Consider the following 25,616-nt stretch of genomic DNA (forward strand, 5'->3'; position numbering starts at 1 on the left):
TGCTAGCATTAATGTTTTCATATTCTTGACTTTGTGCTATTCTTTGATATAAAACTCTTTTAAACTTATTATTACTTGCTTTATCAATGAAACCCCGCTTCCGTCAAGACTTACCATTCTCATAAACTTTTTCTTTTTCTCAAAAAGCAATATGTGCGTGGGGTCAACTAGTATTACCGTGTAGCACTCAATAACCTGTTATATTTTGTCAATCAATACTACTCCCTTTTAACAACCCTTTTAAACTAGGTTCCAAAACTTTCTTTCATTTGTCCGTGGTAATAAATTTAGTGTCAATTCCTAACTGTCCTAAGTTGACAAACATTTCATAAACAATTTGTTCGTTATCAATTTTTCGCATTTCTTCCTTGACTTCTTCCTTTGAAAATTTACCAGGTTCAAAAAGTCTATTAAAATCCTTGGTATTTCGCTTACTCATTTTTTGCGTCTGAGTTCTCATAAATGCTTGTAAGTCTAACTCACTTGCTTTTCATTGTTCTATCAAGTCAATATCTTCAGGTTCGCTTATAATTGCACTTTTGCGTCCAACATAATCCGCTCAACCCCCTAATTTGTAAAACTTAGTATCGTGCACCACTCCCTTATCTAAATTTTTTCAAGGAGTAAAATTTATTTTGGTAATAACTCTAGGGTCGTCGTGAAAACTTTTATTCGCCATACTAAAATTCCCTTCAACAAAAAAACAGCCGCAAATGCGACTGTCTTACCCTTACCCCTAGTTTTTCTTATGTTCCAGTTTTTTTAACTTTTATCATTTTTTCTCCTGATTTTAAATTTAAAAAACATGTAAATCCTCTCGTATTTACAAAATAAAGTAACAAGAGTAGTCAAAGAAATATTAACTAAAATAAACTTCATGAAATCTGAATATAGGAAGTCAAAAAACCAACATTTATCTGATTATTTTTGAGGCATTTCCTGCTTTAAAAAGCTTCTAAAACATATATTAATTTAGAGTCATTTTTTGTTTGTTGGTGCTTTTTTCTTATTTTAAACCAATGGAATAGTATTTTGCTGCATTGCTAAAAAAGTGAAGTTTAAAAGAAAAGCACAATTTTTATGCCTTTTTAGGTTAATTTTTGTTGCTTTTGTGTCAGGACAAAGAAAAAGTGCCCGACAGGCACTTTAACTAGAAATTATTATTTGTTTCTTTTGTTTTTAGCTCTAACTAGTCCTAGTGAGTAAATTGCAGCTCCTAATACGATGAATGGTAATGTTGCTAGAGTTCAGATCATGTATTTTCTATTTTTGATTGCTTTAGCTTTGTTTTTGCTTGCTTCATCATTGAATTTATCGAATGCTTCTGCTTTAGCTTTAACATCATCTAAAGTTGCATTTGTTTCTGAATCGGCTTTTACTAATTCTTGTGAATCAGCTAAGTTTTGTTTGTATTCAGCTAAACTCTTAGCAGATAAGTGTTTTAGGTTGTCTTTGTCGATTTGTTTATTAGCAATAGTGTCTTTTAATTTACTCATTGCTTGATTTAAATCAGTAGCTTCTTTATTTAAATCATCAAATGATTTTTCACCTTGGTAAGCTTCATTTATTAATGCAGCTTTTTGACCCTTATTTAGATGGTTGAAGCTTAGTTTAGCAAATTTATCTCCCACTGTTTGGCCGCTTAGCGCTTTTAGAAGATTTTCTAAGGCAACTTTGATTTGTTCTGGAGTAGCACTTGAGTTTTTGTAAACGTCTAATGCTTCATTTAGTTTTGATTCTAAGAAGTCTGAGCGATCTTCTAATTCCATTGCAATGTTAATTGTTTCAGTTAGAACATTTTTATTAACAGCATCTTGTAATTGTGATTGTGCTTTTGTAATTTCAGCACTGGTTGCATTAATATCATTCAATACTAAACGAGCTCTGTTAATAGCAGGAGTTAAGTCCATTGATTTTGATTGAATTTCATTTGCTGAAACTACTAGAGTTTTAAGTTCTTCTTTTTGTGAAGAAATCATTGTGACAACTTCATTTGCTAAATTGTATAGATCATCAGCACTCGGAGCATTTTCAACTTTTTGTCCACTTACTTGTTTCAATGCTTTATCTAGATTTGTGTTAACCTTAGTTTCTAGTTCTTTTGCTTTTGCATCAATAGCTTCATCAATGTAAGGTTTTACTGATTGCAATAATTCTACATTGGTCATGTATGCGTTATTTTCAGCTTTTGTACTTAGTTTTGCTTCTAAATCTTGCAATTCTTGTACTGTTGCCGGCATTTGTGCATCTAGATTGTGTTCTGAGTCTGAAGCATGTTTGTATTGATCTAAAACATTGTTTACTTCGTTTAAAGCAGTTTGTAAATCGTTTGATTTTTTAGCAATTGTTTGTACTTGATCAACTGCTAGTTGTAGTAGAGCAGCTTGTGCTTGATTTTCAAGTGCGCTAGTTCACTTGCTTATTGTTTCATTTGTTAGTTCATCGCTAGAATTTAGAACTAATTTGTCTCCACTGATTGAATCGATACCTTTTGAAGCGTTAAATACACTGTCAACACTTGGATTTGGAACAACAATGTTATTTTTGTAGTTGTTTCATTTGCTGATGTAGTCTAGCAAGTTAATTGCATTTTGCAATTGGTTATATGTTGTTTGATAGTCATCTGTGTAACCATTTGCATAAGCATTGAAGTCACTTTCTAGTTTAGGTAAAGCATTAGGTAGATAGTCTTCATATCCTTGCAATTGTGTTAATAATTTTGCCATTCTTGCAATATTTGTTTGTCTTTGTAAATCATTTGCTTTAGCAACGATTTCACTAGTAATTTGATTGTTTGTGATTGCTTGTTGAATATCCTGGATTGCTTGTTGTTGTTCTTGAGTAGGGTTTTCAATGTATTTCTTAGCATTATCAACAATAGTTTGTAGTTCTGAAGCTAAATTGGTTTGTTCTTCTTTTCCATCTAGAAGATTATTTAGTTTTTGTGCTTCGTAGTTGTATCAAGCAGCACTTAGAGTTTGTTCGTTATTGTAGATCGCTTCAGCTAGAGTTAATTCTTTAGCAACACTGTCTTTCTTAGCTTGTTCTTCATCATTTTTAGCGTCTACTGATAAATATAGTTTTGCTTTATTAATAGCTTTTTGTAAGTCTTCAGCAAGCATTGCTTTATCTAAATCTTTTAATGCTTCGCTAACGTGTGTTGCTTTTGTTGGAACTTCATATAGATATAGAGTGGCTAAATCAATTTGAAGTTGTAATTTAGGAGTTGGGTTAGCGATTTCATTTGCTTTAGTTACTAAATTACGTAACAATTCTTTGTCAACAACTAAATTCAAGTTGTCAGCTGCTTTATTTCAATCATTAATTACTTGCGAGCTTTGCAATACATTTTGTGCTCTTTGAATATCTCTTGCTAAATCTTTAGTAATTTGTGATTGAGCATGCTGTGCTTTTTCGATTGCGGTTTTTAGTTTGTTTTGCTGTAATTCTTGCACTAATGTTTTGTGTGCTTCTTGTAATGCTGTTGTGTTAGATTCAGCATTTTGTAATGCGTTTTGTGCTTCTGTAACAGCTTTTCTTAAGTTTGATGATTGTGCGCTTAATTGGTTTGCAACAGTAACATTGTTTGTCATTTTTGAACGTAGAATTGCTTTTTCAAGATCACTGATTTGAGTATTAACTTCTTCACTTGTTGCGTCTTTAGATAATTCTTTAGCACTTTGTAATTGTTTGCTTAGTTCATCAGTTTTGTTTGCTAATGGATCTGCTTCGCTGATTAAACTTTGAAGTTGTTCCATTGCCTCAGATTTTGCTTCTAATTCAGCATTGTAAGCTGATAGTAATTCTTCAGAAGCAACTGTGTAATCGTTTTGAGTAAGTGCTTTGTTTTCGTATGTTGTTTGTGCTTTTTTATTTTCAGCATCTAGAGCAGTAGCTAGTTTTGGTAAAGTAGCAACTTTTTGTAATACTAATGCCAATCTATTCGAAGCAATTGCATATTTTAATTCAGTTGTTTGGTTTTCAACTTTTGTATCGCTAGCAGCAAAATCTTGATTGTTTAGAATTGCTTCTTTTTGGCTGTTTACTAATTGTGTACTTGCATCAATTGCAGTTTGTAAAGCATCTGAGATTACTAAGATGTTGGCTTGTGAAACTGAGTTTGCTAATTCATTAACTAATAGAGCTGATTTGATTTGGTTTGCTAATGTTTGCACTTCTTCAACACTTGGTTGGTTTGGATTTGCAACATATTCATTAGCTTTGGTAACTAATGAGTTGAATAAATCAGTCAATGTCGAGTTAATTGCTTGAGATTTTAGTTCTTGGTTATAAGCATCAAGTTGAATTTGTAAATCGTTTAATTTTAGGCTTGGTGCTGCATCATTAATTGCTTCATATAAAGCACGAGTAATTAATAAATCAGAACTTGAGTTTAGGCTTTTTGCCATTGCATAGTAAGGAATTGAGTATAGTAATTCACTTGCTTTTGTTTGTCAAGTTTTTAGTTCTGAAGAAGCAGGACTAATTTTTTCAACTTGGTCTAAACTTTTGTCCAAAACATTAACTTTATTATCTTCTAGGTAGTATTTTGTATATGCAAGAGCTTTAGTTAAATCAGAAACTGAAGCGTTTTCGTCATTAACAATTGTTTGTGCACGGTCTTTTAATGAAGTAGGTGTTTTGTGAATTCAAGCATTGTGTTCTTGTCCGTCTTTGATTATGTTGTTTACTTCATTTCTTAGTAGTGCTTTTTGTAAATTATTATATTGAGTTGCGATTTCTTCAATTGTAGCATCTTGTTTTGTTAATAATTGTTGAGCATTTTGTAGTTCGGTATTTAATTTATCACTCTTAGCATCCTGGCTAGCATTAATTTCATTTACTAATTTGGTTAAATCACTTGCTGAATGTTTGTAAATTAAAGTGTTGAAGTAGTTGATTGTAACAGCTTTTTTGTCTTTTAATAAATTATTTTCTTTTAAGAAGTTTGTGTAGGCTGTTAGCAATTCTTTTGCTTTTGACAAGAAATCTTGTGTTTTGGTTGAGTCTTCTAAAACATTATTTAGGAGTTGTTTTGCTTCATTATTTAAGCTTGTTACGTTTTCAGGAAGACTATTTTCTTCTTTATCAATTGTATCTGAAAGTTGTTGTAGTTCTTGAGTAGCTAAAACTTTGAAAATGTCGTCAGTAGCCTTTTGAATTTGAGCTGCTTTTTGACTATCTTCTAACATTTCTGAATTGAATGTTGTTAGTAAGTTTTTAGCATTTTGTTTAACTTCGTCTAAGTGGTTTAGTCCGTATGCAGTTGAAGCTACTTTTAAAGCAGTTTGTAATTTAGCTTTGAGTACAGCTAATTTTACATTAGTTGTTAATTGATCATAATATTGAATTGTTTCACGCGAAGGAGCAGTGTATCTTTTTACATTTTCTAAGAATAGTTCGTATTGTTCATTGTATGCAAAGTCAATAACTGATTTTAGATCTGAATTAGCATAGTAATTTTGGTCGTTATTTTCAATTACTCAGATACTTGCTAGATTAATAGCGTTTACTAAGTTAGTTCTGCTTATTTGTAATTCAAGTGCTAGCGCTTGTTTGCTGTAGTTTTGTCCATCTTTTGCTAAAAGTGCTTGTGAAGTAGCAATTTCTTGTACTAGTAGTGGGTTTTTATTTTCTATTGCTAGTGCTTTATCTAAAGCTAGATTTAAACTGTTTTTAGCAGTTGCTGTTTGAATTTGGCTAATGATGTTGTTTAGATTTTCAACACTTTCATCAGTACTATTAGCAGCTGAAGCCATAACTTGTGAAAGTTGTGAGCTTAGTCCTTTATCTAAAGTGGCTTGATTGTTAGCATTAGTAATTGCTTGTTGTAATTTAATTTTGATTACTACTTGTTCAATTGCTTGAGTTGCTTTTTCAAAGTCACTTGCTTCATAACTATTGCTGTCGTCTAACATTTTCTTAGCTTCATCTAAAACTAATTTAGCAGCTGAATTTCATTGATATTGAACATTTGCTAAGTAAGTATCTTGTAGTTGTTTATAAGCTGAAGATCTTGATAGTGCATAGTTAGTTAAAGCATTTTGTAACATTGAAGCAATTTCAGTTGCTTTCTGATTGTCAAGGTTTGTATCTTCTAAAGCTTCATTTGCTTGTTGTAATTCATTTTGCAATGCTTTAGCTGCCAATTGATCCTGGTTAACTCTATCAATTCCATTGCTAATAATGTCTTGGTTTTCAGCTAAAACTAAGCTTGCAATAACATCGTTTGCTAAGTTTTCATCAGTGTTAGTTAAATCAGCAAGTTTGTTTTGAGCTTCTGTTACTGCTTTGTATAGATGTAGACCAAAGTGTTCTGAGTTTTGTTTGTTTGCTAATTCTAAGTATGCTTCGTTTAGTTTAATTGCTCTTTGTAAACTTTTAGCAGCATTTTGATAATCTTCGGCTGAACGGGTTGCTCTTTGTGGATTTGCTAAGTAATCAGTAGCATTTGTGATGTTTTGTTTTAAATTGTTTGACTTGTTAACTACATCATAAGCATCTTCTAAAGCATCATATAGTGGTTGTTTTGCTTCGGCATCTGTAATTCTTGCTGTAATTACAAGAATTTCTGCTTCTGTAACAGCATCTTTTTTAGCCAATTCTCTTGCAAAGTACAATTCTCTTTCTAGATATGGGTTTGTTTTGTCATGACTTGCATGGATTAGAACATATAAAGCATTTTTAACTAGTGCACTGTCAATTTTAGCAATAGCATCTGAAACCATTTTTGGACTGATTTCACTATCAGCAACTTCGATAACTTGGCTTGCTTCATTAATAGCTTCTTTAGTTTCTGCTTGTAAATCAGCAACTTGATTTGCCTCATAAACTTTTTGTACTAAAGCATCTTTAGCAATAGCAACAAATAGACTGAAGTAAGCATTTTGATAGTCTTCAGGACTTTGATTTTCTTTGTTAGCAACTTCATTTGCTTCAGTGATTTTAGCAGTTAAAAATTCTTTAGACTTGTCACTATTAACAGTATCTTGAGCAACTGAAATTAAGTTTAATAGTCTTTGTTTTGATTTATTGACTTGTGAGTTGTATGTATTTAATGTGTTTAATGCTTCTTTACCTCAAGCTCTTCATTGACTTAGAACTCTTGTTTGCTCGTTTAGTCTTTGTTTTGCAAAACCTAATGCTTCTTCAAGAGTAGTGTTTCTAGTTTGAACTTTTTCAATTGATTCTACAGCGTATAGTAATAGGTTCTTTTCACTTAAAAGTACTAAATCCTGGTCTGCTTTTTCGATTTCTTGAACTGAATTTGAAGATGAAAGTAGTTGTTCTAGATTTGCTAATCCTTGACTTACTTGGCTTGAAACTGGATCTTGAGATAGATTAGTTTGTTTAACTACTAATTCAATATCTTGTTTTGCTCCATAAACAGCATTTGCTAGATTTAGTTGGTCAGCTTTTTGGTTAAGTTGTTCTTCAGTAGCACCTTCTTGGCTTAATGCTTCTTTTGCTTCAGTAATATTTTGTTTAAATGTTTCTAAAGCGGTAGAAAGTTTTGCTTTAACGTCACTATTTTCTTCTAAAGTATCAACTTTTTGATCTGCTAATTTTGCACTTGCTTCTGCTTTTTCAACTGCTAATTCTAAGTTGTTTTTGTTGTATGCTTGTTCAAAATTAGCTAAAACTTGGTCAACTGCGCCTTCAGTTTTGTAAACATCATTTAAATTTTGAAGAGTTGCTTGAACACTAGCTACTGCTTGTGAAAGTGAAGCACTTTGATTTTCTACTTTGCTTGCTTTATCTAATGCTTGTTGTAGTTTTGTTTCATAGAATACTTTTGTTAATTCATCAACTGCAATTTTTAAATCGCTGCCACTTACTGTTTGGCTTGCTAGTTTTTCAACATAAGGTTTTAAGAATTCTTCTTTTTCGCTTGTTAGTGATCTAATATTGTCAATTTGTTTTTGTAATTCTTGTTTTAGTGAATTTAAATATGACTGTGAAAATTCAGTTGCTTCTTTAACAATTGAATTTAATGTTTCTTGATTTGCATCATATGTTAAAAGAGTGTTGGTAGCAATTTGTTGAACTTTTTGTAAGTATTCATCTTTTTTACTTTGTTCTAGATCTAAAGCATTAATGTCATTTTTAGCTTTTTGTTTGTCTCCATCCAAAGTAGCAAATGCTTTCACAACAGCGCTAGTTTTAGCTGATAATTTGTCAACTTCAGAATTTACTTGCTCGATTGATTGACTTGGATAACTACGTGCATTGAAAGTTTGATCTGCAGTTGCTAAAGAACCTAATTGACTCAATAAACCATTGAATGCTGAGTACTTATCTTGAGTTGAAGAGTCACGTAATGTTTTGTATTTATCTTCACTACGAACTTTTGCATAGTCTTGATATGCTTGATTAGCATTGTCTAAAGCAGTAATGTAAAGTTTTGCAGTTTCTAGACTTGAATTTAAAGTTTCTAAGTTTTGAGCATTTGCTAAAACTAAGTTTAAAAATCCTTTAATATCATCTGACAAGTCTGAGTTCTTAACAACTTCAAGAGCTGATTTTAAAGTGCTTAGACCATCTAAGGTTAATGATGCTGATTGATAATCGTTTTGAGCTTTTGATACAAGTTGTTGGTTTGCATCATTGTTAGAATATGAAACATTCCCTTGATCGTCAGTATTAAATTCTGGTGCTAAAGTTTGTAATGATTGCTTGATTTCACTTGTTTTTGCACTAAATGATGTTTTAGCATTTTCACTAGCAAATTTTTTGTTTAATGCTTCTAATAATTTAACATCTGCACTACCATCAAAAATTGCACTAACTTCTGAATTGCTTTTAATGTTTGTTTGTGTAGTTGTAGCATCATCAATTTTGTTAATTAATTGTTGTGCTTCGTTTGCTAGTGAAGCATAAGCGTTAACGGCGTCAAATCATTTTTTTCCACCGTTTGTGAAATTTTCAACTTTGTCTTCACGAATTTTAGCTGCAAATGTCTCTTCTTTATCTCCTAATCCTGCATTAGGTAAATAATCAAGAACACGTTGTCTTGCCGCTTCTAAAGTTGCATTGTCTTCTGAAGTTGTTGCAGACAACATTGCTCCTGATAGGGCAATTGTTGAAACAACAGCAGAGCTACTCAATAAAACTTTTTTGCTTTTACTCATTGTTTTACTCCTAAATAAATTAATGTTTTGTAAACATAAATAAAAATGTAATTTTTAATATCTTTAATTATACATTACTTACAGCCTTTAAATGCTTCGAAATTTGACTATTTAGCCACTAAAAACAAAACAATTTCTATTTTTAAAACAATTCATTTTTTTCAGTCTTTTTAATTTTTTGTTGCACTATCAAACAGCTTTAATATTTTTAAAAAAGCGGTTTTTTGTGTAAAAAAACACTGAAAAAACCACTTTTTAATTTTTTATCAATATTAATCAGGACAAAGACCGCTAAAACAATGCATTAGTTGAGTCTTTTACATATAAAAAATTGATAATATCAATTTACATTTGTAATAAAATTAGGTTACAAATATGTATAAATAATTTTTAAAGAGAAAGGAAACTAACTATGAAAATTTTAGTAGTTGGAGCAAACCACGCTGGAACATCATTTTTAAGAACTTTAAAAACTGTTAATCCTGATGCTCATGTAGTTGCTTATGACCGTAACAATAACACATCATTTTTAGGATGTGGAATCGCAATCTGAGTTGGGGGAGAATTTACTGATCCTGCTGGATTATTCTACTCATCACCAGATATTCTAAGAAATGAGTACGGAGTTGATCTAAAAATCAACCATGAAGTAATTAAAATTGACCGTGCAAACAAAAAAGTAGTTGTTAAAAATGTTTTAACTGGTGAAGAGTTCGAAGATAGTTATGACAAACTAGTTTTTGCTGGAGGAACATGACCAATCGAACCTCCATTCCCAGGACGTCAATACAAAAACATTTTACTTTCAAAACTATTCCAACACGCTGAAGAAATCGTTGAAAAAGCTAACGATGAAAAAATTAAAGATGTTGTTGTTGTAGGAGCAGGATACATTGGAGTTGAATTAGTAGAAGCATTCCACCAAAAAGGTAAAAATGTAACTCTAATTGACCTACAAGACAGAGTAACACCTAACTACTTTGATAAAGAATTTACAGATGTAATGGAAAACAACATGAAAGCTTCTGGAGTTAAATTACATCTTGGTGAATCAGTTAAAGAATTTAAATCAAAAGATGGAGAACACGTTTCAAGTGTTGTTACTGACAAAGGTGAATACAAAGCTGATTTAGTAATTCTATGTATCGGATTTAAACCACGTACAGATGCTATTGACGGAGTTGAAAAATTACCAAACGGAGCAATCAAAGTTGATGAATTCCAAAGATCAATTTCAGATCAAGATATTTATGCAATCGGAGATTCAGCTGCAATGCAAAATGTTGTTCTACACAACTACGCACACACAGCACTTGCAACAAACGCAGTTAAATCAGGACTAGTTGCTGCTTTACACCTAGCAGGACTAAACGTTCCATTCCCAGGAGTTGCAGGAACAAATGCTATTAACGTATTTGATTGTCACTATGCATCAACTGGACTGACAAAACAAATGGCTCTGAAACTAGGATTTAAAGAAGACGAAGTTGCTGAATCATCATGAACAGACAACGACAGACCAGAATTTATGTCAAACTATGAAAAAGTTTCATGTAAAATCGTTTACAACCCTAAAAACTTTAAACTTTTAGGAGTTCAAATTGGTTCTTGAGGTAAAGCAATCCACACTGAAGTAATTTACATGTTTGCTTTAGCACTACAAAAAGGATTAACACTTCCAGAAATCGCTCTAACAGACGTTTACTTCTTGCCACACTTCAACAAACCATTCAACTTCTTCTTAGTTCCAATGCTACACGCTTTAGGTCTAAAATACAAAAAATAGTTAACAAAGCTTAAAGATAGAAAAAAGTCCCACCGTTTCTCCGGCTGGGACTTATTTTTTTACTATCATTTTTTTGAGATTATTGACTTCCTGATCAGTTAGAAATCTTCATTTTCCAACTCTCAAACCTTTATCGGTTAAAGTAGCAAATTTTTGACGATGTAGTGAAGTAACTTTATTATTAACTTCTAAAAACAAGTTTTTAACGTGATGGTAACGTCCTTCTTTTAAAACTACTGAATAATCATTGTTTTGAATATGAGTTACATTTTGAAGTGAACGTTTTCCTTCAATGAAAACATCTTTTGAATTAAGAAAATTAAGTTCTGAATCAGATAAAGGTTTTTGTAAGGTAGCAATATATTCACGCTCAACTTCTTTGCTCGGATGCAATAAATTATTAGTTAACTCACCATCATTAGTTAACAAAATGATTCCGGACGTATCAAAATCCAGTCTTCCTACTGGGTAAATATATTCTTTAAGATTGACAATGTCTTTAACTGTTTTTCGGTTTTGCGGATCGCTAACGGAAGTAATAACGTATTTAGGTTTATTCAGTAAAACATAAACTCTTTTTTTATCAATTACTAGCTTTTTATTTTTGTAGAAAACTGCATCATATTTCGTTACTCTGTCACCTAATTTTGCCACATTGCCATTGATTTTAAACATTCCTCTTTGAATTTCTTCTTCGGCTTTTCTTCTTGACATCAACCCTGATGCTGAAATAAATTTCTGTAACTTTTCACTTTGATTATTTTGCATAGCTCCTCTTTAGATAATAATTATAGTTAAAAACTAATTTTTTTAGACTTTTCAAGTATAATTAATTTATTAATTAGTTGCCGTCATAGCTCAGGGGCAGAGCACTTCCATGGTAAGGAAGGGGTCGCTGGTTCAAATCCAGTTGACGGCACCATTTCAAGAAATTGTCCGAGGTAGCCAGAGCTACTTTTTTTGTGCTTTTTTGGCTAAAAAACAAACAAAAAACCGGCTTTTAGCCGATTCTAAATCTATCAATAATGGCAGGGGTAGCAAGACTCGAACTCACAACACACAGGGTTGAAGCCTGTTGTTCTACCATTGAACTATACCCCTAAATAAGCATGCTAAAATATTATACATTATTTAGCCTGCTTTTTATTAATTAAATGAATGATGTCCGACACTTTTTTGATTGATAAAAGCTCTTCATCACTTATAGAAATGTTTAATTTTTCTTCCAATTCAGTGACCGCTTGCACTAAATCTAGTGAATCTATACCTAAACTTTTAATTTCAGAATCACGTGAAATAGGTTTGCGGGTCATGGTTTTTAGTTCTTCAATAACAGTGTTTTCAATGTTTTTCATGTCTTTAATTATACTTCATATCCAACTGTAAATAAATACTTTCTGTTGACCTCTTGATTTTTATATTTCCATACAAAATCAAGGTGGAGTTGTTGCCTAGTAGGTTGGAAATATCCGGCTTCAACATCACCATAATTGACTGATAATTTTTTAATCACATCTTGAATAATATAAGCAATCATGTCATCAGTAATAACTGGCATACCTTTTTCAATGCGAATTAAATCATAATAATCAGAAATGGAAATATCGGGAAAAATATTTTCGGCTTGCAAGGCATTTTTGTCAATTGTTTCTTTTTTAATAACCTTAGGCTTGTTATCGGTTTCAGGACTCTTATTATCCTTAGATTCTATTTTAGGTTCATCATTATTCACTTTATCGTCAATCGGTTTTTTAGGTTTATCTTGAGTAGTTTTGAGACTAAAAGGTCAAAAATAATATAACAATGTTGCTCCAGCAGAGGCTAAAAGTAAGGAAATAAAGATAAAGATGTATTTTTTCTTAATTGAGAGCTTTCGCATTGGCATTATTTCTACTTATGTCTATTAAATTGTCTAAAGTTAGTTCATTTTGATAGATTTGGTAAAAATCAGCATTCTTTATTTTTAGCCAGTACATGTGGTTAGCAGTTGCAACATCTTTTTCAATCTTTAATTTCACCAATCCAGAACGGATATTGAGTAAAGGACGTTTGATTTCTTGTTGGTAGCCGACAATGAAAATTGACTTTTCGTCGAAAATAGAAAATGCCATCGTGTGTGACAAAATACCACTGAAATCCAAAGGTATCATATAACCAAAATCACTATTTAGATTGAACCCTGACACTGTTTTGCGTTTCTGGTAATCATAGTAAAATGGACTCAAGATTTCAATTTGACCAATCACAAATTCACCAGTTGGCAATTGTTGTGAATTTTGAATATTTAGGCTAATATTAACGTCTTTAAAAACCTCTCCATTAACTATGAATTGTTTTACTTTGAAGTTTTTTAGTTCACCAAAATAAACTGGTCGAATTGTTCTGTTACCATTCTTTATTGCTCCACTGATGTCATAAATATCTTTGTTATTAATGTTTTGGAGTAATTTTTTGGCCTTAAAATACAAATCAACATATTCAAAATCAATCATACGGCTATCATTTTCTTCTTGATAAGAACCGGGATTGATATCAAAATCTAGCATCTTTGGAAAACTAACATTATATTTTCCTGTTGTATTAGGAGCACTATTTGCTTGACTGAGATGATTGATTTCAATATGATTTGCTCACATTAGCTTACGTTGTGAACCATTTTGCTGATAAATATCAACGTTTATATGCCTTATGTCTTGGAATTTGTAGTTTTTAATCTTGGTTTTTTTATCTAATTCTTTGCCTGAATAGAAGCTAAATTTGTTTTCGACACTTCATGAATCAAAAACTGGAAGAATATCGTTGTTAATTTGAACAACTATAAAAATTTGCCTACCGGTTGTGTTTTGGTACTCAAAATCAAAGTGTAATATATCGCTTGGTAATTCACGGTTAAGACGAATTTTTAGTTTGTTATGATCGGATAAATCTTGGCTCAATTTTTCGCTTTTAATCTTAATTAAAAAATGTTTGGCAATCAAACTATCTAAAAATTCGCGTTGCTGATAATTTTGATTATAGGTTACTGTGTCCAAAATACCTTCAAGATGAATTTATAACCGATTTGATACGACGATAATATGTACTCTTTGAAAAATAGTCAAGGAATCAAAATTGATCTTCATTCACTTCTCAGAACTCATTGAAAAATATTAGCCTATCAATTTCAGATAGTGTTTGGCTGAAATAATCTATTATGGCTACATACGTTTTATATCTCGTTTTCAAACTAGCTTTGTTTTTTGCACTTTCTATAAAATTACGACGATTTTTTACTATTTCATCATGGTACTTAAGTTTCAGAAAGGCACAATATTCACGAATTTGTTTGCGATGTTCTGATAGTGATAATTCACTTGGGTGTGAATTTGATTCTATTCCCCTTTTCAAATTTAATTTTAATGACTGAGTCTTTTACAACGAATATCAACTCTATTTTTATTTTATTTCACTTATTACCTTCAAATTATTAATATTTTGCGTTTTAGGAAAAAATGAGCAAAAAAGTAAGAAAAAAAACACCTTGCGGTGTTAATATTTTTGATCAGCTTGATATGGTGGCTCCGGCAGGAATCGAACCAGCGACACACGGAGCTTCAGTCCGTTGCTCTACCAACTGAGCTACAGAGCCATAATGGCGGTCCAGACGGGAATCGAACCCGCGATCTTCTCCGTGACAGGGAGACGTATTAACCACTTTACCACTGGACCGTATTTGGTTGCGGAGGCAGGACTTGAACCTGCGACCTTTGGGTTATGAGCCCAACGAGCTGCCGACTGCTCCACTCCGCTATATGAGGAATTTACATTGGGCTTTGACCCTCTGTAAATATATGGCGGGCAATGAGGGATTTGAACCCCCGCGGGCCGTGAAGCCCCTGGCAGTTTTCAAGACTGCTCCCTTCAGCCTCTTGGGTAATTGCCCATTGGTGGACCCAGCAGGACTCGAACCTGCGACCGACCGGTTATGAGCCGGTTGCTCTAACCAATTGAGCTATGGGTCCAAATCCTATTGAGTATATCCGTTTGGTGGCTCCGAAGAGAGTCGAACTCTTGACCTTCCGGGTATGAACCGGACGCTCTAACCAACTGAGCTACAGAGCCATAATGGTGGAGAGGAAGGGAGTCGAACCCTCTACCTCCTGCGTGCAAGGCAGGCGCTCTAGCCAGGTGAGCTACCCCCCCATAACAAATGGTGAAGAAGACAGGATTCGAACCTGCGACCGCTTGAGCCCAAGTCAAGTGCTCTACCAAGCTGAGCTACTTCTCCACAACATTGCTAATTACTTCATTTAATAATTGCTATATTATTATACACAATTTTAAATTTTTTGTAATTTATTTTTATGAATTTTTTGACCTAATCTTCATTATTTCAGGTAAATTCATAACCTTCAATCCGAACAGTATCACCTTCATTGATACCCATTCGCATTAATTCTTCTCAAACCCCTAAATTTTTAAGTTTGCTATTAAATCTTAACAAATTATCGTGTGAATTTAACGGAATTCTTTGATAAATTTCAACAACCTTGTCACCTGTTACTTCAAAGTGGTCAATGTTAATTCTTCTTACTTTGAAATTATCTTCCGGTAATGTTATTGTGACTTCTTTTTGTTTAGTTTCTGCAAAAATTAAATCTTCTGCTTCTTTAATTGCATTTCATAGACTGTTTTTTATCTCATCCAATGATTTTTTCTCATCTAAAAAGGTATGTTTGATAATCTTTAAATCTGAATATTTTTGTTTAAATTGTTGATATTTAGCATCAAAATCTTCTAAGTCACTTTTGTTTGCAATCACTATTTGAGTTCTTTTTTCAAGTTGAAGGTTGTACTTGCTTAACTCATTATTAATTTCTTCATAGTCCTTGATTGGATCTTTAGTAGCACTACCAAAATCAATAACATGGCAAAGTACTCGGCATCTTTCAATGTGTTTTAAAAACTGATGTCCCAATCCTTTTCCTTCACTTGCACCTTTAATTAGTCCAGGTAAATCGGTGATTACAAAGCTATTTTCATGATATTTAACTAATCCCAATTGCGGTACTAAGGTAGTAAAATCGTAGTCGGCAATTTTTGGACGAGCATTAGAAAGGGAAGAAAGTAATGTACTTTTCCCTGCACTAGGTTTTCCAATTAATCCGACATCAGCTAAAACTTTAAGACTTAAATATAATTCAATGTTTTTAGTTTCTTCACCGTTTTCCGATAGCCGTGGAGCAGTGTTAGAAGAAGTTTTGAACTTAACATTCCCTCTTCCGCCTCTTCCGCCTTTAGCTATTAAATAAGGTTTTTGTTCAACAATATCAGCAATTAATTCTTTTTTGTGAAAAACTAATGTTCCTAATGGTACTTTTACATAAGTATCTTTTCCATTTCGTCCGTAAGCGTTTTTGCGTTTACCATTTTCACCATCTTCGGCAGTGATTTTGTTTTGGTAGTGAAAATTTAGAAGGGTATTGACTCCGGCATCACCAACAAAATAAATGTCTCCACCCTTACCGCCATCACCACCATCAGGACCTCCACGATCAACATGGGCTTCACGACGAAAGCTGATTAGTCCATTTCCACCTTTTCCGGCTTTTACAATAATTTTTGCATCATCTATAAATTTCATAATAAAAATAATACCATAAATTCGATTTTAACCCTTTAAGGCAAAAGAAAAAATCACCGAAGTGATTTCTCTTACTTGTAATCTTCTGGACGGCTTAAAACTTTGTGTGAATCTGCAGTTACTAAAATTGTATCTTCAATTCTAGCCCCACCTAAACCTTCAATGTAAATTCCTGGTTCAACAGTGATGATCATTCCTTCTTCAAGAACAAAATCACTCAAAGCACTTACATTTGGTAATTCGTGCACATTAATTCCAACTCCGTGTCCTGTTGAGTGAGTGAAATATTCACCATATCCTTTTTGTTCAATGTAGTCACGGCAAATTTTGTCAATATCTTTGGTTTTCATTCCTGGTTTAACGGCTTCACGACCCAATCTTTGTGCTTCAACAACAACATCTAAAACTTCTTTTAATTTTTCATCGCTAGCATTTCCAAAGAAGAATGTTCTTGTAATATCACTTGCATAACCTGCATATTGAGCTCCAAAGTCGATTTTAACAATGTCACCACTTTTTAGAGTAGCTTCAGTTGGGTGATGGTGTGGTTCAGCTGCATTTTTACCAAAAGCAACGATTGATTCAAAGCTTTCTTTTTCAGCTCCAAATAAACGCATTAAGTAGTCTAATTTGTTAGCGATTTCTCTTTCAGAAACTCCTACTTTTAGGTATTTTTTAACTTCGTATAAAGCTTCTAAAGAAATTCTACATGCTTCTTCAATGATTGAAACTTCACGACTATCTTTTTTAATCCGGTATTGTTGTCCAACAACTTCATGGAAATTAGCTGTTGGCATCATTGCTTTAAAACGATTGAACATATCTAACTTTAGATAGTCTTTTTCAACTCCAACGTTTTGGTAATTTTTTTGGCTTAAAAATTCTTTTAATGAATTTGCTTGTAATAATCTAACTTCGACATTACGGGCTTTTGATTGACAATATTCAATGTAACGTCCATCAACAAATAGGTAAGCATTATTTCTTTCAATAACTAAAACACCATCTGTTGTTTGTACTTCTGCAATTCATAGTCTTGTTTCAGGCGCTTCTGAAATAATGGCATCTAATTTTAGGTTATCAAAGGTTTTTAATAATTCGTTTTTTAGCATTTTGCGTCCTTTTTTTACTTACTAATTATTTTTTTTCTTTGTGAGTTGTGTGTGAGTTACATTTGTGGCAGTGTTTTTTAACTTCCATTTTTTCTGGATGTAACTTTTTGTTCTTTTTGGTAATGTAATTTTCCATTTTACATTCTTCACATCTTAAAGTGATTCCATCTCTTGGCATTTTTACTCCTTTACTAAAATATCGATATTTGGTAATTGAAATATTTAATATTATAACCTAATAAGGTATTTTGATAGTGCTATTTTTTATTTAGAAGCATACTAATTTCTTCATCATAAATTGGTTTATTGTCAACTCACGGTGTTTCAAGAATAATTGGAATGTTGTCAAAATCTGGGTCAAAAACAAATTTTTGCAGTGTTTGTAGTCCAATGTATCCTTTGTCGATGTTAGCATGGCGATCTTTGTGGGAATTTAAATCATTTAGACTGTCATTTAGATGGATTACTTTGATATGTTGTAACAAATCTCAGTCTTTTAATTGTTTTTTGAAATCATCATAATTTTTAATATCATAACCAGCATCTCAAATGTGGCAAGTATCTAAACACATTTGGATCCTTGACTCATTCAATGTTTTGATAACATATTTCATTTCTTCAAAATTAATAAAGACTTCAGTTCCTTTACCTGACATTGTTTCTAAACATATAACAACATCTTTAGTTAGTGACAAGATTTTCTTTAATGACTCAATTAAGCATTCCAAAGATTCTTGACGAGTAAATGTTGTTGACGCTCCTGGGTGTAAAACTAAGTATTTAGCACCAATATAATTCATCCGATTAATCTCTTGAACTAGAAAATTAATTCCAAATAAAGCTTTTTCGGGATTTGAAATATTGACAATGTAAGGTGCATGAACTACGATGTCTTCAGCTTTAATTTGTGATGAATATTTTTCTTGGTATTTTTTTAGATTGTATAGCTGTACATCGACTCTTTTTGTGGTTTGTGGTGCACCTAAATAAATCATCATGGTGTTTGCTTTATTAGCAATTGATTCTTCACAAGCAGAAACTAAATAATCTGGCGATTTAAAGGAAATATGGCTACCTAATTTAATCATTGCTTGTCTCCTTTTGTGTGTTAGATTCAGTGTTATGTGAGTCTTTTTCAGTGTTATCTGGTTCTTTTGTGTAATATTGTTGCATATTTGACAAGAATGCTCCCGCTACAATTCCAGAAGGAATAGCAATGATTGCAACTCCTAGTAAAGCAACAACAATCACTATTGCTCGAGACTCAAAAGCGTGAGGCGCAAAATCTCCGTACCCAATTGTTGTTAAAGTGATAGTCATAAAATAGAATGCATCATAAAATGTTTGAATTACTCCATTTCCTAAGGCTTGGAAATCATCATTTTGACTAATTTTTTCATACCAAAGTGGCATATAGGTCAAGATATCATTTTTAGTTTTTAAGCTGTTTATGAATGTGTCAATGTTACTGTTGAATCAAGTGGAAACAATTGATTGCAACGTTTCTGGACTGGAGTTATTTCTTACTACTGTTAAAGGTGCTTCGGTATATAGTTTACGAATTTCAGGAAGCAAGAATTCGTATTGCTTTTGACTCAGATAAGCAGATTCATTATTTCAGACAACTAGTGAAAATATCAAAATTAGAATGATTATCATCACAAAAGCAACAATCAAAATTCTCTTTTGTTTTTGAAAAACATTCAAAATAATTCCAAAGGGTGAAAATAAAGAAAGAATAAAAAACAATCTCACAAATCTTGCGACATTCAGTGAACGGAAGAAATTAAAACCTTTTATTGATTCAGTGTCGGCTCCAAAATATTGCACAACGTGTACTGAACCTAGAATGCAAATCAATAAAATTATTCCTAAAAATGTTATAGCAAAACCATATTTAGCTTTTCATAAATTAGCACCTATCATCGACTTGCGGTAACGATAAGTGATAAAGTGTAAAACAAAGTCAATAATAAAAACAAAAAAAGTAAATATTTGCGAAAACTTGACAATTTCTAAATATGTATTGCGAAAACTTGGTGACGGATTAATCAATGATAAGGCCGATACCAAACAAGAAAAGCTAATTAAAAGTGCATAAATGAAGCGTAATATCCTAATTCTCGTCTTGTACTCACTCAAGTGAGTAGCGATTTTAGCTTCACTTCACACAATAATTCTTAAACATTCAGTCAAAAATGTGATTCTGGGCTGATTAGTTTTGTGCATTTTAGTGTTAATATTGGTTGCTAAATTCATACAAAAATAATACTACAAATGAATGCTTTTTTGTTCTTAAAGAAAAAACTTGCTAAATGTTTTTTAGCAAGTCTTGCGGTCAAGAAACTAACACTTGACCTTCATTATTTATAACTTTTTGCACAAATGGTAACATTGAATTAATAAATTGTGCTTCGAGACTATGACTAACATTAATTAGTCTTACACCTTCATTCTTGTAAGCTACTAAATCGCTTCATTTAGCATCTGAAGAAACAATAACTTGAGCTTTCTTAGCTGCTTTAATTAGTTCAAAATAAGGACCAGAACCCGGGAAGATTGCGAGTGTTTTGATTTGTTGATTTTCAGTGTCAAAATTGGCTTGAATATGTGTTATTTTCAGTCTTTTTATTTTCTGAATCAATTCTTTTGTGTCAATATTTGCTTTAACAAACAACACAAATTCACCGAATTCTTCTTGTGTTTTTTTGATAAATTGTTTTTCTTCAAAACCAAGTCCTAAAGCTATTGATTTAGCAGTCAATTGTCTTGTTTTATCAAAAGCCGTATGAAATGAATAAGTGCAAATTTTGTGCTGTTTTAGTAATTCATACTGTTTTTGTTTTGCTTGAGAAAAAGCAAATTCTTTTTCTTTTGTATAAAAAATGAATGGGTGATGACTAATAATTAAATTAACGTTATTTTTGATTGCTATATCGATGGCATTTTGGTCAATGTCTAAAGTGATTAAAACATTAGTTAATTTCTTTCTTCCTCGTGGTGAGATTGAAAAACCAACAGGATCTCAAGGTTCTGCTTCAGCAATTTTCAATTCTTTAGCTAGATTTAAAACAAAATCTTTAACTAACATCTTATTCGCTTTCAGATTGGTAAAACTCTTTTAATTTTTTACGTTTTTGTGGGTGTTTTAGTTTACGAAGAATTTTAGTTTCAAGCTGGCGAACTCTTTCTTTTGAAATATTTTTCTCACGTGCTAACTCTTCAAGTGTATGAACGTGATATGGGATACCATTTTCGTCTGTTCCCACACCATAACGTTTTTGAATTAAGACTCTTTCATCATCATCTAAATGCTTTCTTAACATGTCATCAATGATTCCTGAAAGTTCTTCTTTTGCTGAAAAATCAACTGGATTAATAACATTTTCATCTTTAACAAAGTCACTGAAATTTGAGTTTTCTTCTTTACCAATTGATTTATCTAATGAAATTGGATCGATATTGATTTTACGAATGTAACGAACTTTGTCAGCATCCATATCGCCACCATAACGACGAGCAATTTCATCATCTGTTGGCGCATTTCCGGTTTCTTGTTGCAATTCTCTTTCAATTTTGATAATTTTGTTGATTGTTTCAACCATGTGGACTGGCACACGAATAGTTCTTGCTTGATCTGCTACTGCCCGAGTGATTGCTTGACGAATTCATCAAGTCGCATATGTTGAAAACTTGAATCCTTTAGTGTAGTCGTATTTATCAACAGCTTTTAAGATTCCGGCATTTCCTTCACTAATTAAATCGATAAATGATAATCCCCTATTTTTGTATTTTTTGGCATTGTTGATTACTAAACGAAGATTACGATTAACCAGTGTATCACGCGCTTTTTTGAATTTACGTCTGTTACCACTTTCCTTTGCTTTAGCCATAGTTTCGGCTAATTCTCTTTCTTCACTTGGAGTTAGCAACTTACCGTATTTTCCAATTCAACGCATGTATCATTTAACAATATCGTTAGTTTCACTTAGATTATTAGATAATGTGTCCTCATCACTCTCACTTTCATCATAATAATCGTCATAGTCTTTTAAAAGATCTTCAACATTTTCTTCATCATCATCCAGATAAGAAATACCGTGTGAATCAACATCAGCATATTTTTCTGTGTCATCTTCTTCTTGATCTTCGTCGCTGTCTTCATCTTCATCACGAGTAGTCGAATCATCGTGATATTCGTCTAGATTTAATTCATCACTATCGTCAAAGTCTTCATCATCTAGATCGTCACCATCTTCAAAATCTAAACCGTCTTCATCTAGATCATCACTCATTATTTCTTCATCATCGTCATCAAGTGATTTTTTGCTTTGTTTTTTATTTTTATTTTTTTTGTCACTTTTAATATCATTTAGCAAATCATTTTCAGTTACTTCTGCTAAATCTTCTTCACTTAGCTCATCTTCTAATAAACCTTCGTCTGCTAGTAAGTCAAATAACTCAACTGTAACATCTTCATCTAAAAAGACTTTCTTTTTATCAAAAAACTCAAATATTTCCGCTTGACTAAGGGCGGTTTTTTTCTTGTTTTTAGTTTGTAATTTTTCTAAGTGAGTCTTAAGACCTTTTACTAAATTATTTAAACTTTGTTTTTCATCTTTATTTGTTGACATAACGTAATCCTTTCGATTTTGAACGCTGTTTGGTGTCATTTACAACCCGTTGAAATGTAGTAACAAATTCATCATCACCTGCAAAACCGTGATAATCTTGATAAATATTTTTACATTTATCAATTTCAATTAGCATTTCTTGCTTAGTTTCTAGGTTTCAGTAAGAATAATTTTCAATAGCTGAATAAATTTGTTCAAAAGTTAATTCTTTTTTTACTTCTATTAATTCAATTGCAAAGCTTAAAATTTGATTTTTGACTGCCTTTGAAAAAGGAGGATTAATGATTAAAAGTAAATTTTGTTCTTCAGAAAAAAGTTTTACTAATCATTTCAGTTTATCTGGATATTTAAGGCAATGATATAAAACTTTTGCTTCCGTGATTTCTCGATTTGAGTAAAAACGATTTAGTTTTTTTGTCTCACGTTGCAGCGGAATTGAGTTTGCTTTTGTTCTCGTATATTGTCTAAAAGAATTATTATTTTCATATCGATTGTATTGGTTTTCGCGGTTGATTTGTTCAATTAAATCATCACTAATAACTGGTGGAGTGTTTGATTGGTATGTATTATCATCTTGTGTCACCAAATTAGTTTGATGACTGAGTGCTTCTTGTTCTGCTAAGTCAATAACTTTAGTTAATTCCTGAAATTGATTTTTGGCTTTTTGGCTAATATATTCACGATCAATTTCAGATAGAAATGGATAAAAATCTTGGTATTTACTGATTGCTTCTTGCTTTTGTTCCAATGAAGAAGTGGCATCAATTTGGCCAAAACTTACAGCGTAAATGTAATCTAAATAAGAAATTTCTTTTTCAATTACTGATATAAGATTTTTACCGCCTGGCAAAGAAAAATAAAGCTCATCAGGATCTTTTTTAGTGATATTCTCGATTATGCCAATGTTAAGTTTGAATTTCTCTTTGTTTTGTAAAATAATTTTCAAATTCTTAATGGTTGCATTTTGTCCTGCTTTGTCACCATCAAAAAACAAAACAATGTGGCAATTTCTTAGCATTTGCAAGTGCTTTGAACTTAAAGCAGTACCCATTACTGCTAAGGCATTAATTATTTTGACACGGTACAAAGCAATGACATCGAATTGTCCTTCAACTAGATAAACTTTTTTATCACGAATCAAGTTATTTTTAACATTTTGTCAGTTAAAAAACAAACTGTTTTTGTGAAAAATGCTATTTTCTGATGTATTTAAATACTTAACATCATCATGTGCATCAATGGTTCTCCCGCTGAAACCAACACATTGCAATTGATCGTTAAAAATAGGAAAAATGATTCGATTATTGAAAAAATTTTGCTTTACGTTGTGGGATGAAATTAAACTTGCTTCAACAATTTTTTGCTCATCATAACCTCGATTTATTAATTCATCATAAATAGAAATATCACTGGGAGCAAAACCCACTTTGAAATGGTTAATAATTTCTAAATTTGCAAAAGTTAAATCTTCTAGATGGCGGTTTTTGATTGCTTGTACCAAAGAAATGTTATTTTTCTTTTTTTCTTTTAGGTAATTACGCTGAAAAAAGTTCAATGCATCATTATTTATCGCTAGTAATTCAGCATCTGTTAAATTTTCTACATACTCGTATTTTTGGAATTGTGATACATCGACATTAACTTTTTTAGCTAATTTTGTTAGTGCTTCAAAAGGTTTAATGTTTTCAATGTATTCAATAAATTTAATGACGTTTCCGGATTTAGAACATCCGAAACATTTGAAAAATTGTTTTTTCTCACTAACTACAAATGACGGTGTTTTTTCACCATGGAAGGGACAAAGACCAGTGTAATTAGTTCCTTTTTTTGTTAATGCTACATACTCACCAATGACATCGACAATATTTGTTTTATCGACTACATCTTTTCAAATACTTTGATTATTTGCTTGCATATTGATTCAAGTAATCTAAAATCTTGTCAATATCAATACGATCTTGTTGCATTGTGTCACGGTTTCTGATAGTTACTTTATTATCGTTTAAAGAATCATAATCAAAAGTAATTGCAAAATAGGTTCCGATTGCATCTTGACGACGATATCTTTTTCCTATTGAACCACTTTCTTCTCACGATACTCTAATTTTATTTTTTCTCAACATTTGATAAATTTTGTCAGCTTCATTATTTAATTTCTTAACTAATGGCATAACACAAACTTGATATGGAGAAAGATCGTATGAAGTTTTTAAAATAACTCTGTCTTCATCGGTATCAACTTTTTCTACTTCATATGCTTCAACTAAAATTGCTAATAGTAAACGATCTAAACCAATTGAAGGTTCAATAACATATGGTATTGACTTTTGTCCGTTTTCATCTACATAGTACAAATTTTCTTTTGATAAATTAATGTGTTGAGTTAAATCGTAGTTACCACGATTAGCGATTCCCATCAATTCACCTCAACCGAATGGAAACATAAATTCAATATCACTTGTTCCTTTTGAATAGTGGCTTAATTCTTCTGCTTCATGTGGACGAATGCGAATAGAATTTTTGTTAATACCCATTTTTAGTACGAAATTAAAACATTTTTGAATGTAATATTCGTAAAAGTTCATACTTTGATCTTCTGAGCAGAAAAATTCAAGTTCCATTTGTTCGAATTCTCTTGTTCTGAAGATGAAGTCACGCGGTGTGATTTCGTTACGAAAACTTTTACCAATTTGTCCAATTCCAAAAGGTAGTTTAGGACGCATTGTTCTTAGAACATTTTTAAAGTTAACAAAAATTCCTTGTGCTGTTTCAGGACGTAGATAAATATCACTTGCACTGCCTTCTACTACTCCGGCCTGGGTTTTAAACATTAAATTGAATGAACGAATATTATTTCATTCACACTTAGTGTTGTCATAAACGGAAACCTTTTCTTTAATAAATGTTTCCATTTCTTCTCTCGACATCTTTTCAACATCAACTTCAGGAAACAAATCTTTAATAATGTGATCTGCACGATAACGTTTTTGATTTACTTTGTTTTCAATTAAAAAATCGCTAAAGTTATCCAAGTGTCCACTTGCTTTTCAAACTAGTGGATTCATTAAAATTTTTGAGTCAATTTGAAAATTATTTGATTCTTCATTAATGAAAAAATCAATTCACTTGTTCTTGATTACATTCATCATTGCTGTCGCTAATGGTCCGTAATCTCATGTGTTAACAAGTCCACCATAGATTTCCGAGTTTTGGTAAACGAACCCATTGATTTTTAAGTGATTAATTATTTCAGCAATATTTTTCTTATTATTCTCCATCACAACCCCAATTAAAAAATCTAATAAAATAAATTATTTTATTATTATACCA

The 25,616-nt window shown here is 31.9% G+C and carries 17 protein-coding genes and 10 tRNA genes; 2 read left to right on the top strand and 25 right to left on the bottom strand.

All coding sequences use genetic code 4. The features are described 5' to 3' along the window. Both mobL and ACWXVN_RS00010 read right to left on the bottom strand, forming a co-directional pair. On the bottom strand, window positions 1-679 hold a 679-nt coding region (gene mobL / locus ACWXVN_RS00005; protein WP_455978709.1), incomplete at its 3' end, for a relaxase MobL. Between the two features lie 481 nt (window positions 680-1,160). Continuing rightward, window positions 1,161-9,131: a hypothetical protein gene (locus tag ACWXVN_RS00010; protein WP_455978710.1), complete on the bottom strand. Its 7,971-nt coding sequence runs from the start codon at window positions 9,129-9,131 to the stop codon at window positions 1,161-1,163. Between the two features lie 412 nt (window positions 9,132-9,543). Between ACWXVN_RS00010 and ACWXVN_RS00015 the strand changes: the two genes are divergently transcribed. Further along, window positions 9,544-10,917 (top strand): FAD-dependent oxidoreductase, encoded by a 1,374-nt coding sequence (locus ACWXVN_RS00015; RefSeq protein ID WP_438341743.1) that lies wholly within the window; start codon window positions 9,544-9,546, stop codon window positions 10,915-10,917. Between the two features lie 51 nt (window positions 10,918-10,968). Here ACWXVN_RS00015 and ACWXVN_RS00020 read toward each other — a convergent pair whose 3' ends face one another. Further along, a complete protein-coding gene (locus tag ACWXVN_RS00020; protein WP_455978711.1) occupies window positions 10,969-11,685 on the bottom strand; it encodes a pseudouridine synthase in 717 nt (238 codons plus the stop codon). A 79-nt stretch (window positions 11,686-11,764) separates the two neighbouring features. On the opposite strand from ACWXVN_RS00020, the gene ACWXVN_RS00025 reads away from it, so the two are divergent. After that, a tRNA-Thr gene (locus ACWXVN_RS00025) sits at window positions 11,765-11,839 on the top strand. Window positions 11,840-11,943: 104 nt separating this feature from the next. On the opposite strand, the gene ACWXVN_RS00030 is transcribed toward ACWXVN_RS00025, so the two are convergent. The 22 genes from ACWXVN_RS00030 to ACWXVN_RS00135 form a co-directional block, all read right to left on the bottom strand. Beyond that, window positions 11,944-12,018 (bottom strand) — tRNA-Trp (locus ACWXVN_RS00030). 26 nt (window positions 12,019-12,044) lie between these two features. Next, window positions 12,045-12,272: a phosphopantetheine-binding protein gene (locus ACWXVN_RS00035; RefSeq protein WP_455978712.1), complete on the bottom strand. Its 228-nt coding sequence runs from the start codon at window positions 12,270-12,272 to the stop codon at window positions 12,045-12,047. 8 nt (window positions 12,273-12,280) lie between these two features. Further along, on the bottom strand, window positions 12,281-12,802 hold the full coding sequence (locus tag ACWXVN_RS00040; protein WP_438341740.1) for an MHO_1590 family protein: 522 nt from the start codon (window positions 12,800-12,802) through the stop codon (window positions 12,281-12,283). Beyond that, entirely contained in the window at window positions 12,777-13,949 is a 1,173-nt protein-coding gene (locus ACWXVN_RS00045; RefSeq protein ID WP_455978713.1) for an MHO_1580 family protein, read from the bottom strand. The genes ACWXVN_RS00040 and ACWXVN_RS00045 overlap by 26 nt, the downstream gene beginning before the upstream one ends. Next, on the bottom strand, window positions 13,930-14,304 hold the full coding sequence (locus ACWXVN_RS00050; protein WP_455978714.1) for an MG284/MPN403 family protein: 375 nt from the start codon (window positions 14,302-14,304) through the stop codon (window positions 13,930-13,932). The genes ACWXVN_RS00045 and ACWXVN_RS00050 overlap by 20 nt, the downstream gene beginning before the upstream one ends. 165 nt (window positions 14,305-14,469) lie before the next feature. Beyond that, a tRNA-Phe gene (locus tag ACWXVN_RS00055) sits at window positions 14,470-14,545 on the bottom strand. 4 nt (window positions 14,546-14,549) lie between these two features. Beyond that, window positions 14,550-14,625 (bottom strand) — tRNA-Asp (locus ACWXVN_RS00060). 5 nt (window positions 14,626-14,630) lie between these two features. Continuing rightward, window positions 14,631-14,706: transfer RNA gene (locus ACWXVN_RS00065), tRNA-Met, on the bottom strand. Between the two features lie 42 nt (window positions 14,707-14,748). Beyond that, window positions 14,749-14,839 (bottom strand) — tRNA-Ser (locus tag ACWXVN_RS00070). Window positions 14,840-14,841: 2 nt separating this feature from the next. Continuing rightward, window positions 14,842-14,918, bottom strand: a tRNA-Ile gene (locus ACWXVN_RS00075). A gap of 23 nt (window positions 14,919-14,941) precedes the next feature. Beyond that, window positions 14,942-15,018, bottom strand: a tRNA-Met gene (locus ACWXVN_RS00080). Window positions 15,019-15,022: 4 nt separating this feature from the next. After that, window positions 15,023-15,099, bottom strand: a tRNA-Ala gene (locus ACWXVN_RS00085). An 8-nt stretch (window positions 15,100-15,107) separates the two neighbouring features. Continuing rightward, window positions 15,108-15,184, bottom strand: a tRNA-Pro gene (locus ACWXVN_RS00090). 90 nt (window positions 15,185-15,274) lie between these two features. Continuing rightward, window positions 15,275-16,540: a GTPase ObgE gene (gene obgE, locus ACWXVN_RS00095; RefSeq protein ID WP_438341738.1), complete on the bottom strand. Its 1,266-nt coding sequence runs from the start codon at window positions 16,538-16,540 to the stop codon at window positions 15,275-15,277. A 71-nt stretch (window positions 16,541-16,611) separates the two neighbouring features. Continuing rightward, entirely contained in the window at window positions 16,612-17,652 is a 1,041-nt protein-coding gene (locus ACWXVN_RS00100; protein WP_455978715.1) for a M24 family metallopeptidase, read from the bottom strand. A gap of 25 nt (window positions 17,653-17,677) precedes the next feature. Further along, window positions 17,678-17,830, bottom strand: coding sequence for a 50S ribosomal protein L33 (gene rpmG / locus ACWXVN_RS00105; RefSeq protein WP_438341736.1), 153 nt, complete (start codon window positions 17,828-17,830; stop codon window positions 17,678-17,680). A 79-nt stretch (window positions 17,831-17,909) separates the two neighbouring features. Next, window positions 17,910-18,740, bottom strand: a complete 831-nt coding sequence (locus ACWXVN_RS00110) for a deoxyribonuclease IV (protein ID WP_438341735.1) — start codon at window positions 18,738-18,740, stop codon at window positions 17,910-17,912. Further along, window positions 18,733-19,911, bottom strand: a complete 1,179-nt coding sequence (locus tag ACWXVN_RS00115) for a potassium channel family protein (protein WP_455978716.1) — start codon at window positions 19,909-19,911, stop codon at window positions 18,733-18,735. The genes ACWXVN_RS00110 and ACWXVN_RS00115 overlap by 8 nt, the downstream gene beginning before the upstream one ends. A gap of 52 nt (window positions 19,912-19,963) precedes the next feature. Beyond that, entirely contained in the window at window positions 19,964-20,743 is a 780-nt protein-coding gene (locus ACWXVN_RS00120) for a Nif3-like dinuclear metal center hexameric protein (protein WP_455978717.1), read from the bottom strand. Window position 20,744: 1 nt separating this feature from the next. Beyond that, window positions 20,745-22,286, bottom strand: a complete 1,542-nt coding sequence (locus ACWXVN_RS00125) for an RNA polymerase sigma factor (protein ID WP_455978718.1) — start codon at window positions 22,284-22,286, stop codon at window positions 20,745-20,747. Continuing rightward, the gene (gene dnaG, locus ACWXVN_RS00130) at window positions 22,273-24,201 is read right to left on the bottom strand and encodes a DNA primase (protein WP_455978719.1); all 1,929 of its coding nucleotides are present in this window, start codon (window positions 24,199-24,201) and stop codon (window positions 22,273-22,275) included. Before dnaG ends, ACWXVN_RS00125 begins: the two co-directional genes overlap by 14 nt. Then, on the bottom strand, window positions 24,188-25,564 hold the full coding sequence (locus tag ACWXVN_RS00135) for a glycine--tRNA ligase (RefSeq protein WP_455978720.1): 1,377 nt from the start codon (window positions 25,562-25,564) through the stop codon (window positions 24,188-24,190). The genes dnaG and ACWXVN_RS00135 overlap by 14 nt, the downstream gene beginning before the upstream one ends. Between the last annotated feature and the right edge of the window lie 52 nt (window positions 25,565-25,616).

Source organism: Mycoplasma sp. 4044, from assembly GCF_053851695.1.